This is a genomic window from Bacillus cereus group sp. BfR-BA-01381 (assembly GCF_022663555.1).
GTDB classification, from domain to species: Bacteria; Bacillota; Bacilli; order Bacillales; family Bacillaceae_G; genus Bacillus_A; species Bacillus_A pacificus.
Window position 1 is genome coordinate 1 of the sequence record NZ_JAKUFR010000018.1, and the last position, 16,004, is coordinate 16,004.

Consider the following 16,004-nt stretch of genomic DNA (forward strand, 5'->3'; position numbering starts at 1 on the left):
CGTTAACTCTTTAATATCCATAGTCGCATACTCTTCAGGTGTAATCGGCTTAGAAATTGTTACTGTTGCACGAGCTCGCTTCATACGATTTCCATTCGCTTCAAACATTTTATATGTCCCATCTAATGTTACAGGTAAGATTGCTACACCAGATTTTACAGCAAGATGAAAACTCCCAGCCTTAAACTCTCCAATTTCGCCACCCTTACTTCTCGTTCCTTCAGGGAAAATTACGATAGAATGTCCATTCTTCAATAGTTCAATTCCATCTTTAATCGCTTGAAGTGATTGGCGACGATCACTACGATCCATAAATACACAATTCATAAGTTCCATCCAAGTTGGTACAACTGGGAACTTTTTAATCTCCGCTTTTGAAACGAAGCCAATTGGTTTATTTAAATAACCTAGTAAAACAGGGATATCCATATTACTCTGGTGATTACTTACAACTAGTACCGGCTTATCTTTCGGAACATTTTCAAGTCCTTTAACTTCTACTGTTCCCCCAGCTACACGTACCATTTTCTTACCAAACCAATTTGTCGTTTTGTACACAGCGTTATCTTTTTCTTGTGGCGACATCGTATTTACTTGTCTTTTAAGACGCCACATTCTTGGTGTAATCGCAATTACGATTAAAATTAAATAAAAGATTTTAAAAAACGTTTGAATCATACAGAACCCCCACCTATTATCATTCCGACCTTCATTATACTAGACAAACGAAGGAAAAAGAAGAAAAAAAGTCCAAACAACAAGTGTTTGGACTTTTTAACCATTCTATATTAAAAACGTTTTGCTAATTCACGAGCATTAGCAATTGCTGCTTCTTTAATTTCTTGTGCTTTTTCAGGGTTTGCATTCATACCTTCAACTGCAATATATTCAGTTTCATTTACACCAATGAATCCTAATACTGTTTTTAAGTGATTGCGGCCGAAGTCTACAGCTGCGTATGCTCCTTCAGAATAAACGCCACCTGTCGCTTGAATGTGAAGTGCTTTTTTACCTTCTAATAAGCCAACTGGACCATTTTCAGTATACTTGAATGTTTTACCTGCAATTGCTAAGTTATCTAAGTATGCTTTTACTACTGGTGGATAGCTAAAGTTCCACATTGGAGTTACAAATACATAACGATCTGCATGCATAAATGTTTCTAAGTTTGTGTTCATTGCTGCAACTTTTTGTTGTTGAGCTTCAGTTAAAGCTTCAAATCCTTCACCTGCTGCAAATTTACCCCAAGCAGCGAATACATCTGCATCGATTGCTGGTACTGTAGTATTGAATAAATCAATTGTTACAACTTCATCTTGTGGATGTTCGTTTTTATAAGCTTCGATGAAAGCCTCCCCTACTGCCATTCCGAAAGAACCTTCTGCTGAATTTGGATTTGCTGTAATAAATAGTACTTTTGTCATTGTATTCTCTCCCTTTTATACATTTTATCTTTAATTTGAGATTTATAATTCGAAAGTAAATAACTTACCTTATGTAAGTATAATACAAAAAGTTTCGTTCGATGTCAATAAAAAATAGCTACTTTTTTTTCGTAAGTTAATGATTTGTTTTGTTTCCTTAAAATTCAGTATACAGATATTAAGAATTCCTTCATAGAAAAAGGTTAGCTCTACAAATTATAGAGCTAACCTTTTATTACATATTATTTTTGAAATACATGTTTTACTTTTTCAGCCGGAATATTACTTCCGCCTCTACCTTTTACATCTTCAATCATCATAGTAATAACCATATCTGGTGAATTTAAATCAAATGCAGCAAACCAGCCTAGTTCTTTTCCTTCAGCCTCTTTTGATACTTTTAATTCCGCTGTACCTGTTTTTCCAGCAAGAGTCATGCCATCAATTTTAGCAATTTTCCCAGTACCATCTGGATCATTAATTACTTTCGTCATAGCAGTTTTTAATATATCCTGATTGCCTTTTGAAATTACATTCTCTTTCCAAGCTTTTGGCTGCTTATCTGTTTTAATTATATATGGAGAAGGTATGTTTCCTTCATTAACAATTGGTGCGTACGTTAATGCTAGATGGAGTGGCGTCATTAATACTTGTCCTTGTCCATAACCTGTGTCTGCCATTTGAATATCATTTTTAATACCATCATTTGCGATTTTAGAAGCTGGGAATCCATATTCAATTGGTAATTTCTCATCGAATCCGAATTTTTTCGCTTCTCTCATAAATTTATCTTTCCCGATCTTCAAAGCTTCTTGTGCGAAATAAATATTATCCGAGTATTTCATCGCCTTATCAAAATCAATCGGATTTGCATCTTTTACACGTGTTACATAATAATTACCCCAAGAAGAATCTTTTGTCCATTTTAATCCTTCAATTTTTAACTCTTCTTTTGGATCAATTGTTTTCGTTTCAAGACCGATTGCAGCTGTAATCGGCTTAAATACAGATCCTGGAACTGATAATTGTGTAAATCGATTCGTCATCGGTTTTTTCGGATCATTATTTACCGCATCACGTTGCGCTTTTGACGCCCCTCTTGTAAGGGTATTTGGGTTATAAGCTGGTGTGCTCACAAGTGCAAGTGTTTCTCCAGTCTTTGGATTAATTGCTGCACTTGATCCTACCTCATTTTTCATTTCATTATAAATTTCGCTTTGAACTGCACTGTCAATCGTTAAAGTTACATTTTCTCCATCAACAGCATCTGTTTTTGCTAAATTTTTAATTTCTTTTCCTTGTGCATCTTCTACGAAGACACGACCACCTTTTTTACCGCGTAGCTTTTCTTCCAGTACTTGCTCTAAACCAGCTTTACCTACTGGATCATCTGCTTGATAACCTTTCTTTTGTAACGTTTTTAAATCTTCAGCATTCACTTTTCCAATATAGCCAGTAAGATGTGCGGCTTCTTCTCCTAATGGATATGAGCGAACATTTACTGGCTTTGTTGCAACACCAGGTAAATCTATGTACGTATTTTGTGTTGCTCCTTCAGGCAATATTCCAATTGGTACAAGGTAATTTGGTTTTACCCATTTAGCTGCTAGTTTTTGATCAATTTCTTCGACAGACATATTTAGTAACTTCGCTACCGTTTCTTTCGTTTGCGGAGCTGCATCCCCTAATTTTTCAGGAATCAATCCGATTTCAGAAGCTTTACCATTTACCGCAAGATATTTACCGTTACGGTCATATATTTCTCCGCGCTTCGGCTCTGTCGTTTGCATACGCACTTTACTATCTTTCGTCATACCTGGGAATATAAAATCAGGAGTCCAATCTATTTTCCAAGATTCTTTATCTCCATCCTTTTCTTTCACCATTTTTGCTTCATGGGCAAAATTGATTTTACCACCCACTGTATCCATGCTTACTTTAAAAGGAACAGGACCTTCATCTTTTTTATCTTCTTTTACTTCTCCTGCTTCTACTTTTAAGTCTTTCACTTCAATGCCAGAATAAATTTTTTCATATTTCTCAGTGAATTCTTTCTTTGAAATATCTTTTTTTGCCTTTTCTGATAATTGATCATACATTTCTGCAAATTTTTGTTTATTCCATGCTTTTGCATATGTATCAAATGCTTCTTGTGGTTTTTCTTCTTTACCACATCCGACTAACATGAATGTTAAGCAAAGAAAAAGAATCCCCCATATCTTTCTCAATCGATTCTCCTCCTCTTTCTATCTTAATACTCTTGAAAAATTTAGCATTTTTACATGCTACCATTCATTATAGCACTATCGAATCTCATCTATAAACCTATATTGATGGATACAAATAAAAAGATTGATGTGAATTTTCACATCAATCTTTTTTACTATTGTTGCTTCTCATATACATGATAATAGTACGTATACGGATTTTTTTCATCCGTTAAACCTTTTTCAACAAAAATTTCTTTCCAATTTGTCATATCCATTTCTGGGAAGAATGTATCTCCTTCAAATGCATGATGAATTTTTGTTATATATAACTTGTCTACGTAAGGTAAAAAGAGATCATAAATTTGCGCTCCGCCAAAAATAAAGATCTCTTCTTCATTTTTGCATAGCTCAAACACTTCTTCTACAGAATGTGCTACTTCACAGCCTTCAACATGATATCCTTCATTACGAGTTACAATAATATTACGTCTTCCAGGCAGTGGTCTACCAATCGCTTCATAGTTTTTTCTTCCCATAATAAGCGAATGACCCATCGTTGTTTTCTTTACATATTGTAATTCACTCGGTAAACGCCAAGGTAAATTATTATCTTTACCAATTACTCTATTCTCGTCCATTGCGACCATAAATGAAACTATCATCTTTTCATCTCCTCTACAATTACACTGCAACCGGTGCTTTAATTGCTGGGTGTGGATCATATCCTTCAATCGTTAAATCTTCCATTTCAAAATCAAACACAGATTTCACATCTGGATTTAATGTAAGTTTCGGGAACGGACGTGGTTCACGCGCCAATTGCTTTTCTACTTGCTCAAAATGATTCGTATAAATGTGTGCATCTCCAATTGTATGAACAAATTCTCCCACTTCAAGTCCGCATTCATGTGCAATTAAATGTGTTAGTAACGAGTAACTTGCAATGTTAAATGGAATTCCAAGGAATATATCACCACTTCTTTGATATAGCTGACAAGAAAGTTTACCGTCTGCTACATAAAACTGAAATAACGTATGACAAGGTGGTAATGCCATACTTGGTACATCTTCAGGATTCCAAGCAGATACAATTAGGCGACGTGAATCTGGCGTTTTTTTAATCATTTCAATTACATCTTTTAATTGATCAAGCGTCTCACCAGCTGTCGTTTTCCAAGCACGCCACTGCTTACCGTATACGTCTCCTAAATAACCATATTTATTTGAGAAATCATCATCTTCTAAAACGTTCTTTTTAAACAATTCCATTTGCTCATCGTACTGAACTTTAAATTCCTCATCTTGTTGTGAGCGAAGACCGAAATCAGTCATGTCAGGACCCGTATACTCGTCACTTTCTACCCAACTCTTAAATGCCCATTCATTCCAAATGTTGTTATTATGCTGCAATAAATAACGAATATTTGTATCACCTTTCATAAACCAAAGTAGCTCACTTGCTACAAGTCGAAACGGCACTCTCTTTGTTGTTAATAAAGGAAAACCTTTACTTAGATCAAAACGCATTTGATATCCAAATACAGATACAGTGCCTGTCCCTGTACGATCTTCTTTCTTCGTACCATGCTCCATTACATGGCGGCATAAATTTAAGTATTCATTTTCAGCATGTTTCATATGTAGAAAAACCTTCTTTCAAATCTCTAGTCTATATGGATTTTATCATAAATTTAATGCTAACAGATTGAACAAACTAAATTTATAAAAAAACATTTCTATACTTAACAAAATTCTACTTCTGTATGTTCTTACAAAATCTAAATTCATATGCGCCTGAACCTAATTTCATTTCAGGCATATCACTTGACCTCCAATCATCTTCCACTATTCGTAATGTAGCAGATGTATTTGTCGGCACATCAACGTTTAATACTGCTTGTCCATGTTCTACACGCCAATCAATTTTAATTTCCCCATATGCTGTTTCACGCTTAATACAAACCCAATCTAGATTAGAATTAAAATGAGGCTGAATATAAAAATGTTTATATGCTGGTTTTGTTTCATCCACTTCTAATCCAATAATATATCGGTATATCCATTCAACGATAGAGCCATATGCGTAATGATTGTACGAATTCATACTATCATTCCAAAGTGTTCCATCCTCTTTCACGCCATCCCAATGTTCCCAAATCGTTGTGGCACCTTGTTTCACTTGGTATAACCATGATGGATAATCTTCATGAAATAGAAGCTTACAAGCAAGGTCATGACGGTGAAACTTGCTTAATATTAAATTTAAATACGGTGTTCCTATAAAACCTGTTGTTAAATGATTTTTATTTGCTTTTAAAAGCTCAATTAATCGATTAAATACTTTCTCCTTCACATTATCTTTCACTAGTTCAAAAAGAAGTACTAATATGTGGGCTGTTTGTGTATTTGAAATTAACCTACCATTCGGTGTAACGAATTCATTTTGAAACGCTTGAACAATATTTCCATGTAGCTCTGCATAAAACTTAGCATCTGTATTTTCACCTAAAATCTCAGCAACCTTTCGTAAAAGCGATGTAGAATACGCATAATAAGCTGTCGCAATAAAATGCTTGTCTGTTCCGCCTTCATATACATCAGGTTTCGTATCTAATGCGAGCCAATCCCCTAAATGATAGCCTGTATCCCATAAATACTCATTTTCACCTTGTGAACGTATGTAATCTATATACTTCTTCATACTGTCATATTGTTCTTTTAAAATCGATACATCTCCGTAATGTAAATAATGAACCCATGGACAAATAATTGCTGCATCGCCCCAACCGCCAGAAGTATCCAGATCAAAATCAGCTCTTTTCCCAAACGCATCTGGAATAACTAACGGCACAGCCCCATTAACATTTTGATCTAATGATAAATCTTGGAGCCATTTTTTAAAGAACAATTGGACATTCATAATTTGTGTAGCCGTCCCAATGAACATTTGTGCATCTCCTGTCCATCCGAGTCGATCGTCTCGCTGCGGACAATCTGTTGGCACATCAAAAAAGTTCCCTCTTTGAGACCACTCCACATTATGATGAAGTTGATTGATTAATGGATTAGACGTTTCAAATTTAGTCGCTTTTTCCATATCTGTATGTAATACAATCCCTTCAAAATCTCCTATTTGAGGTGGCTGGGTTAATCCACTTATTTTCACATACCTAAAGCCTTGGTAGGTAAAATGAGGTTCAAACGTTTCCTCTTCCTCTCCTTTTGCTATATACACTATTTTTTGTTTTGCCTTGCGGAGATTTCCATTATAAAAACTACCGTCTTTATTTAATATTTCAGCATGATGCAATTCTATCTTTTGTCCAGTATAAACATGACGGACTTTAAACCGAACCCAACCTACCATATTTTGCCCCATATCAATAAGCCATTCATGATTTGGTAGTTTTGAAATAGCGATTGGTTTTATATTTTTCATTTTACGAATCGCTTCATTTTTCTGTGCAACAATTATTTGTTTGGCATGCTCAATTACTTCAACATCTTCTAGCTCTTGATCACTTTCTTCTAGCCTAGCGTCATAAACTTCTCCTTCATAAATTTCCGAATACAAAATAGGGCTTGGAGTTACTTTCCATGTTTCATCCGTTACAATTTTTTCTTTCGTTCCATCTTTATACGTGATATGTACTTGAGCAATTATCGCTCTCCTTCTCCCGTAATAATTACGTACATGATGCATAGTAATCGGCCCTTTATACCACCCATTTCCTACCATTGCGGAAATATCATTTTGACCAATCTTTAATACATGCGTTATATCATACGTTTGATACAACACTCTCTTATCATAACTTGTCCATCCTGGGGTAAAATAACAATCTCCAATACGCTCTCCATTTATAGAAGCCTCGTATAATCCTAAACTAGTGATATATAAACGTGCTTTTTCAACTAATTTTTTAATAGAAAAGCTTTTATTAAAAGACATTACCTTCGTGCGCTCTTTTTTCGCAGCAATCCAGTTCCCGATCCAATTATCTTGCCCTTGTAATCCAGTCTCCCAAAATGCTACTTCTGACCAAGCTGACTCTTCTTCATGATTATCCCATGCCTTCACTCGGTAAAAATAGCGTGTTTCCCTACTATATGAAAACGAATTGATTGGTATATATAAACTTTGATCTGTCTCTACCTTCTGCGAATCGAATACTATAGTTTGAAACTCTTTATCCTTCGCAACCTGCAATTGATACGCAAGTTGTTTTACATTTCGGTTACTCGACTCGAGTTGCCAACTAATTTTAACAACTTTCGAATCTATACCTATCGGATTATTTTTATTATCACAGCGCAATTTCTTTATTATTAGCACACTTCTTCACCATCTTTTCTAAATATTAATTTAAATTAATTATAATAAAAACAAAATTCTAAATAAATAATAATTTCATTCATCCTTACAAAATTATTAACTTTCCATATTTATAAAGGTTTTTATTTTCTATTACCGAAAGTATAGTGCGGTAGAACAAAAATTATATTTGGAGGTTAGAAGTATGTCTAAAATTGAAACGCCTGTTATGACTTCTTTACAAACAACGGTTGAAAAAATGATGAAGGATTTAAAGGTTCCTGGCGCTGCTGTAGCTGTTATAAAAGACGGTGAAGTCATTATTTCAGAAGGCTTTGGCTATCGTAATTTAGACACAAAAGACCCTGTTACACCGCGTACTTTGTTCGCAATCGGTTCCTCAACGAAAGCTTTTGGCACACTTTCATTAAGTTTGTTAGCACAGCAAAAAAAGTTTAATTGGGATACTCCTGTCCAGTCTTATATACCTAACTTCTCTTTATCTGAACTACTTGCTAGCTCACAAGTTACAGGACGAGATTTAGCTTCTCATCGCACTGGGGTAAGTCGTCATGATGCTCTTTGGTATAGCTCTTCCTTATCTCGAAAAGATCTCGTTGAAAAAATAAAACATTTACCACTTGATGCACCGTTCCGCACAGCATTTCTTTATAACAACTTAATGTATGCAACAATTAGCTACATTGTTGAAAACATTACAAATCAAACGTGGGAGCAATACGCTACAGAACATATTTTAGATCCTTTAAATATGAGACATACAAATTTCTCTGTTACAGATTCACAAACTACAGATGATTATGCTTTACCTTACGTTGAAAATGAAGGTGAAATAAAAGAAGTTCCATTCCATAACATTGATACAGTCGGCGCTGCTGGGTGTATTAATTCTACAATTGAAGATATGGCAAATTGGGTACTTCTTCACTTAAACAAAGGGAAATTTGGAGACCATGAATTAATCTCCTCAGAATTATTACAACAAATGTATACACCACATAATTCCATTCCAGATCAACCAGTTTTATCACTTCCTGAATCTCCATTAAATAGTTACGGTCTTGGTTGGTTTATTAGCGCTTATCGTGGTAAAAAAGTAATTCATCATGGCGGTAATATCGATGGATTTTCAGCGCTTGTTTCATTCATACCTACAGAAAACATAGGCCTTGTCATTTTAACGAATGCTGGAGGAACATTACTTCCTACTTATCTCGCTAATCAAATTTATGACGAACTACTTGAATTAGAATCTATTGATTGGCATAAACGTGCTGTAGAAGATAGTGAAAAAATGAAGGAAATGATGAAAGAAGCAACTGAATCCCTCCCAGAACAAATGAAAGGGACTACACCTTCGCACAAGTTAGAGGATTATACTGGTACTTTTGAACATCCTGCATACGGAACATTACAAGTATACAAACGAGAGAATTCGTTATTTGTACAATTTATGGAGATGGACATTCAATTAACGCATCATCATTACGACATCTTTTCTGCAAAAGTTGATTTATTCCAAATGAAAATGAGTTTATTATTCGCTTATGAAATGAATGTGAGTGGTGAATTTCCATCACTTCAGTTACATGTGCCAGCTACACTTAGTACTCAGCCACTTGCATTTAAGAAAACAAAATAAATATTTTAATAGAGGGACGATAACTCTTCCCTCTATTCCCCTTTTCTCTATGCAAAAAGGATAATACATAAAGGATACCGAATTCTATTATTTATCTAATTAAATTATCTGGAGGAAAAGCTATGTACACAGAAATTTTCAAAGAAGTTGTTTCAATTACTCATCACGATTATTCAGGCTGTATAGATAAGAAAGGATGGGACGATCCCACTACTTATTTACATTCCATCGAGAAACTAGAGGAACAAGGAGAACTAACACCAGTACGCTTTACTGAAATTGTAAATGACTACTTACTAGACTATAAAGACAATCATATGTTTTTCAAAATTAGCACTAGCGATCAACCTCTTAACAATGTGGGCTTCCAAGTGAAAAGATACGAAGATCGCTTATATATTACATCTACTTCAGCTGAAAAAAGAGTAAAAAAAGGACAAGCTATCCTTGCATTAGACAATATGAAAATCCCTGATTTATTAATAAAATATAAGAAGTATTTAAATGAGAATTCATATGAACGTGAAAAATGGGGATATGTTTTATCAAAGTTTTCAAATTGTACACTTATAGATGAAAATGGATTGACCCACACAATTACTTTACAAAAGTATAAACAGAGCAAATATACACCTATATATTCAATAGAAAAATGTAATAAAAATACACTCTTAATTACTTTGACGGACTTCGCAAATGCTGAAGCTATCAATACATTATTAGACTCACACAAAGATGAGCTTAATGCTTTTCCGAATTTAATCATAGATGTGCGATTAAATCGTGGCGGGAGTGATGATGCATTTTTCAACCTACTTCCTTACTTATTTGAAGACAAAGAAATTTCTCTTTTCGATTCTTCAGAAACAATGCAATTAAATCATACAGAACGAAACTTTCATTTACGTATGAAAGACATGAAAATGGAAATGGAAGATTATAATTCTTTAGACGAACTTTCCAAATTATTCACTAATATGTTTATTCAAGATTTAAAAAAGAATTATAAAAAAGGATTCGTTACATTTAATACTTCTAGTTTACCAAAAGAACTTCAATCATTAAAAATACACGGACGAAAATCACCTAGTAGAGTAGTTATATTAACAGATGTTACATGTGGGAGTTCTGGCGATTCTTTTGTAAAAGTTGCAAAAAAATCATTGAAAGTAAAAGTAATAGGTCGTCCTACTGCTGGTGTAAATGATTATTCTAATTTAGCAGTAATGGAATGGGCTGATACATTCGCACTTTACTATCCTACTTCAAGGCTTTCAATTATAGATAAAGGTGAAGGAATGTCCGGAATTGGTATACAACCACATATACATATCCCGTGGACTCCGGAACATATACAAGAAGATGTGGATTTAAAATTAGCATTGCAACTACTTCAAAACGAAGAATGGTAAAAAATAAAAGGCAGATGTGATTCACACCTGCCTTTTATTTTTTTATATCAATTTTTTCTGGTTGAAACCAAATTGGCTTTAATCGCTCAAAGTCTTTATGATCCCCTAAAACTACAGTAAGACGCTCTAGCGTATCATCTAACATATGTGGTGCTGCTCGTAATGTCCAGACAACTGAAGAGAAAACTGTCATGCCAACGTACACTGCATATAATTTCCAGAACTCCTCTGGTATTCGACCATTAAAGTATCCTTCTATTTGTCCGATTGAATACGGAATACTAATGTCTCTTGCAAATAGTGCTATTTTTACAAAATCATGAAGTGGGTCGCCCCAATCATAACCATTAAAATCAACAACACCTACATATTTCCCATCCCGTACAATTATATTTTCTAAATGAAAATCATCGTGTTGAAATTGATTGGGGCGATTTTGTAAATACATTTCATTTTCATCGATAAACTTAATGATTTTATCATCATTTTTTATTTTTATTCCGCACGTTTTGTATGCCTCTACATATTTTTGATGTTTTTTCATGGCTCTTTCATACCATGGAAGTGTATCATTAGGAGCTTCATATGTATGCATTTTTGCTAAATCTTTTCCTGCCTCTATGCCAATTTCATATTGTTTTTTTGGTGTATACGTAGGCAATAGCTTCTTCGCATCTTCCCCTTCTAAATATGAAAAAATACTATAGCATACACCTTCTTCTTCCAATATACCTATTTCAATTGGCCTTTGTGCCTGTACGTTACGTTTTACCATTTCATTTAAAATTCGAAACTCTATTTTCCTTCTTTCATACTCTTGTATATCTCCAATCCGTAACAAATATTTTTCATCATCAATTGTCGTAACTATATATTTCTTATCCGGTGAAAAACCTTTAGAAATTTCTACAATATTCGTTGCATCTTTTACTATTTGTATATTTTTTCGCCATGCTGTAATTGTCTTCATGTTTATTCCCCTTACATTTCTACATTTAGTGTGTAAGCTACTTCTATAATAAACCCATTCGGATCATAAAAATCAATCGTATAGTACCCTTCCGAATAATGATTCATTTCAATCGGACCACGTATTACGTTAACTTGCGTACTAGAAAGAAAATTTGCTACCTCATCAACAACTTCTCTTTTAATAGCTTGGTAACAAATATGTCTTGGTCCTAAAGTCCTTACGATTTCTTCATCTACTTCTTTAAAATATATTTCACTTTCTCCTGTGCTATATGCTACTTCATTTAACTTTCTCCACCCAATTATTGAAAACAGTTCATCATAAAAAGAAATGGATTCCTCTAAATCCTTTACCCAGAATTCCATATGATGAATGCCTGCTCGCATTGTATTCATATTAAGAATACGCTCCTTGTACTACTTGCACAATTTCCATAGGTGTATTGACCATATAATCTGGTGCATCTTTTTTCACTGTTTCAATGACATCATATCCCCAAGATACCCATATTACGTTCACCCCAGCCTTTTTACACGCTGCTACGTCTCGCTGTTCGTCACCGACGTATAACATATCTTGCTCAGTTATTTTTTTCGATTTTAAAAATCTTTTTATCATTTTATCTTTACCGAACAAATTTTTAGAACAATACACTTCTTGTATATTTTCTATATCATTATTGTGTAAAAATGCCCGAATATGCTCTTCTGAGTTCGATGATATGACTGCAATTCCGTAGCCTTTTTTATGTAGTTCATCTAATACTTCCTTCATCCCATGGAACAAAATAAGATCTTTTATGGCAGGTTGATACAATTTATAAAACTCTAGTGCTAATATCGGTAGTTTATACAATGGTACATCGAGTTGTTTACATCTCTCTGGCATCGTTAATTTACGTAAATACTCAATTTCTTCTTCCTTTACCGTTTTATATCCGTGCTTTTTAGCAATTTGATTATAAATTGGTACAAATATATTTTGTGAATCTACTAATGTGCCATCAAAGTCAAAAACAATATATTTTTGCATTCCCATACTCCCTTTTCTTCTTTTTGCTAAACCTATCTTATTCAACACCGCCGTTGTCTTACCCTTCTATACACATAAAAAAAGAACAAGATTTTCTCTTGTTCTTTTTAAGAAAGCCACTTTGGTGGTACATTCGTATTCCAATAAATATTCCCTAACTCATGGTGTCCAGAGTACCCATCATCAAAACGGTGATAGTGAAAATTAAAATAGTAACCATCTTGCGGTGGATGATCTCTCCTTACATGAAATCGCAATAAGTCATTTCCTGATTTCGTGTCATAAACGTGAAAGATTTTTTCATTATTCCCACCAGCTGGTTTTTGGGAAATCGCTAATGATTGTAGTGAATCTTCTGGTACATCATTGGCAAGCTCAGCAATTGCCTCTTCAATTTTCGGTAATATTACATCTTTAAATTCATCTTCAATTACTGGACCAATTTTAGTTCCAAACTTTTGCATCGACTGCTTCTCTGCTTCTTGCATTGCATACGTAATAAAAGTATCGGTGGTTAACCTGTCATTCGTTTCTTCATATGTATAGGACGTACTCTCCAAATTTTGTTGCCCAGCTGTGCTCGTAGGCTTGTCCGCAGCTTTGGCATTATCAAGCAATATGGAAGGAGGCGTCACTAAACCAAATGTAAATACGGTAATTAATGCGACTAAGGTTTTTCTAAACCAATTTGGCATGTATGTTTCCTCCCCTTTCACTCATTATATTTTATATAACGGTTGTTTTCTCTATTATACAAAATGATTGTAATTTTTGCACTTTACAATTTTGTTAACGTTCACATATTTTTCACTTGAATATGAAATTGTAAGATTTCATACAATAAAAATACAACAATAATGAGGAGGAGATCCGATGACTTTAGATGTCATGTATTCCGCCGCAAGCATACTCGTTTTAGTATATTTTATTTATCAATGTGTTACGGATTAGAAAAAAGAGCCATTTTTCGGCTCTTTTTTCTATGGTAAGAATACTATCCAACCAATTAATACTATAAAAATAATCCCGGCAATTACAGCTGGCAATAAATAAAAATGAGAAAGTATAACTATTCCATACAAAAGTATTACTGGAAACAATAAATAGCGATCTGTCTTCCATCTTAACAAGAGTAATTTGCCTTCATCACAATATAAATGAAGAAACATTTTTTTCGTAAATTCAGCCCAATAATCGCGCGCATAGCGGGAAATTGCAAATAAAGCAAATGCAAGAATAATAGCGGCGATCCACTTCGGACTCATAATAATACTAACAGTACTTATACATACAATTTGAATATAAAATATTCGTGCACTACTTGTACGAAAAAATTCTTTCAAAAAGGATTCAACAATACGATAATCAGTTTTCTTCCCTAAAAACTTTTTAGAACGAGGAAACATCCACGGCTTTTTATTCGAACTACTCGGTTTAACTGCATGACCACCAACTTTCATAATCCCGCTCGTCCAGCGCATACTTTCTTCTTTTTCTTTCTCAACTTCTTTAAAAAAGGAATTTTTATAATTCAGTTTTTCTTTTATCAATACGATAATTAGAAAAACTGTTAGACTGATACATAGTATAGAGTAAAATGAATCTTTATAAATAAAAAATAGGCTCATTCCAAAAAAGGATAGACTTATAGAAAATATTACATTTTTGATAACCCATAGTAACCATTGTTTCCCCACACGTACATGAATAAATCTCGTTAATAACGACAACATAAATCGAAATATAGTAAAGAATAGCCAAAATAATACGACTTGTACCTTCGTCACTCCAATACTTTTCAGCAAAACTGGTAACATAGCAACTACTACCACTGCATTCGCTATCGCTATTCGAATAAACGTATATGTCATGCCATACTGGATTAACTTTTTCATGTGAACGGGGTACGAAATTAAAAATAAACTATCCGCTTGTTCAAAAAATGAACGAACTCCTCTTGCATATGTAATCACATAAAATACAAGTAGGCCTAATCCAAAATAAACCGTCTCTCCTATCGATAGTTCCTCCATCCATAGTGAGCGATAATAAATTCCCATAAATATAAGTGCCGGAATAATAATATATAGCGCAACCGTCCAATCAGTTATAGAACGTATGGACTTCCATTTCCGCCCTAGTTCATGGCGTAATCTTTTATAAAATTGTTTTTTAATCATTCTGTTCACGCCTTACGATTACATCAAAACAATCTAACAGTGAATTCCCTGGCATTTCTGCTAACGTTTGAATTGCCTCTAAATGGCCATCTGCGACTAATGTACCTTGAGAGATGAGTAAAAATCTTTCGCAAATTCTTTCAGCTGTATCTAATACGTGCGTACAAAGTAAAATTCCTGCCCCGCGTTCTTTTTCTTTATATAAATAACTTAAAAACTCTTTCGTAGCTACCGGATCTAAACCGATAAAAGGTTCGTCAATGATATAAAAATCTGGTTCAGTTAAAAATGCTAATATAAGCATCGATTTTTGTTTCATCCCTTTTGAAAACTTTGATAAATACTCATGTTTATGCTTATCCATTCGAAACATATGTAATAACTCTTCAGCTTTCCGTTCCCAGCTTCCGGCTTCGTTCTCGCGAGCAGCCATTAATAATTCAATATGTTCCCAAAGCGTCAAATAATCATAATATGTCGGGTGTTCTGGCACATATGCATACGGATTTTTCTTCTCGCCAAATGATATTTCACCATCCACATTTACAAGTAACCCGAGCATCGTTTTAATCGTTGTACTTTTCCCGGCACCATTTGCGCCAATAAGAGCAACTAATTCGCCTTGCTCAATCGAAAAGGCAATATCATGAATTGTTTTTTCACCTATTTCATATCCAGCAGAACGGATATTTACTTCTAACATACATTCCCCTTCTTTCCATTTCCAATACAAACTAGGAAAAGAATAACATATAACTATCTATATATCATTATAAAATATTTATTTTCATAGCA

Annotated in this window: 14 protein-coding genes; 2 read left to right on the forward strand and 12 right to left on the reverse strand. The window is 34.1% G+C overall.

Annotated elements, in window-relative coordinates; translation table 11 throughout:
- The 6 genes from MR079_RS08760 to MR079_RS08785 all read right to left on the reverse strand — a co-directional run.
- A partial coding sequence (locus MR079_RS08760) for a lysophospholipid acyltransferase family protein (RefSeq protein WP_242293879.1) occupies positions 1–678 on the reverse strand: 678 nt, incomplete at its 3' end.
- 110 nt (positions 679–788) lie between these two features.
- Complete coding sequence (locus MR079_RS08765) at positions 789–1,424, reverse strand: FMN-dependent NADH-azoreductase (protein ID WP_000170016.1); 636 nt, start codon at positions 1,422–1,424, stop codon at positions 789–791.
- Between the two features lie 242 nt (positions 1,425–1,666).
- Positions 1,667–3,652 carry a penicillin-binding protein 3 gene (gene pbpC, locus MR079_RS08770; protein ID WP_242293880.1) on the reverse strand — a complete coding sequence of 662 codons (1,986 nt, stop codon included), beginning with the start codon at positions 3,650–3,652 and terminating at the stop codon, positions 1,667–1,669.
- A gap of 155 nt (positions 3,653–3,807) precedes the next feature.
- Positions 3,808–4,296 (reverse strand): dihydrofolate reductase, encoded by a 489-nt coding sequence (locus tag MR079_RS08775; protein ID WP_014893782.1) that lies wholly within the window; start codon positions 4,294–4,296, stop codon positions 3,808–3,810.
- Between the two features lie 19 nt (positions 4,297–4,315).
- Entirely contained in the window at positions 4,316–5,272 is a 957-nt protein-coding gene (locus MR079_RS08780) for a thymidylate synthase (protein WP_000679600.1), read from the reverse strand.
- Between the two features lie 115 nt (positions 5,273–5,387).
- A complete protein-coding gene (locus MR079_RS08785; protein WP_242293881.1) occupies positions 5,388–7,970 on the reverse strand; it encodes an alpha-L-rhamnosidase in 2,583 nt (860 codons plus the stop codon).
- A gap of 184 nt (positions 7,971–8,154) precedes the next feature.
- Here MR079_RS08785 and MR079_RS08790 point away from each other — a divergent pair, with 184 nt between their 5' ends.
- Complete coding sequence (locus tag MR079_RS08790; protein ID WP_242293882.1) at positions 8,155–9,612, forward strand: serine hydrolase; 1,458 nt, start codon at positions 8,155–8,157, stop codon at positions 9,610–9,612.
- A gap of 122 nt (positions 9,613–9,734) precedes the next feature.
- Complete coding sequence (locus tag MR079_RS08795; protein ID WP_242293883.1) at positions 9,735–11,024, forward strand: S41 family peptidase; 1,290 nt, start codon at positions 9,735–9,737, stop codon at positions 11,022–11,024.
- Between the two features lie 34 nt (positions 11,025–11,058).
- Here the strand turns inward: MR079_RS08795 and MR079_RS08800 are convergent, their stop codons facing one another.
- The 6 genes from MR079_RS08800 to MR079_RS08825 form a co-directional block, all read right to left on the reverse strand.
- The gene (locus MR079_RS08800) at positions 11,059–11,994 is read right to left on the reverse strand and encodes an aminoglycoside phosphotransferase family protein (protein WP_242293884.1); all 936 of its coding nucleotides are present in this window, start codon (positions 11,992–11,994) and stop codon (positions 11,059–11,061) included.
- Positions 11,995–12,005: 11 nt separating this feature from the next.
- Entirely contained in the window at positions 12,006–12,392 is a 387-nt protein-coding gene (locus MR079_RS08805) for a VOC family protein (protein ID WP_242293885.1), read from the reverse strand.
- Position 12,393: 1 nt separating this feature from the next.
- Positions 12,394–13,029, reverse strand: a complete 636-nt coding sequence (locus tag MR079_RS08810) for an HAD family hydrolase (protein ID WP_242293886.1) — start codon at positions 13,027–13,029, stop codon at positions 12,394–12,396.
- 107 nt (positions 13,030–13,136) lie between these two features.
- Positions 13,137–13,724, reverse strand: a complete 588-nt coding sequence (locus MR079_RS08815) for a YpjP family protein (RefSeq protein WP_001134412.1) — start codon at positions 13,722–13,724, stop codon at positions 13,137–13,139.
- Between the two features lie 285 nt (positions 13,725–14,009).
- Entirely contained in the window at positions 14,010–15,209 is a 1,200-nt protein-coding gene (locus MR079_RS08820) for an ABC transporter permease (protein ID WP_242293887.1), read from the reverse strand.
- Positions 15,202–15,912 (reverse strand): ABC transporter ATP-binding protein, encoded by a 711-nt coding sequence (locus MR079_RS08825; protein ID WP_242293888.1) that lies wholly within the window; start codon positions 15,910–15,912, stop codon positions 15,202–15,204. Before MR079_RS08825 ends, MR079_RS08820 begins: the two co-directional genes overlap by 8 nt.
- Positions 15,913–16,004 lie beyond the last annotated feature (92 nt).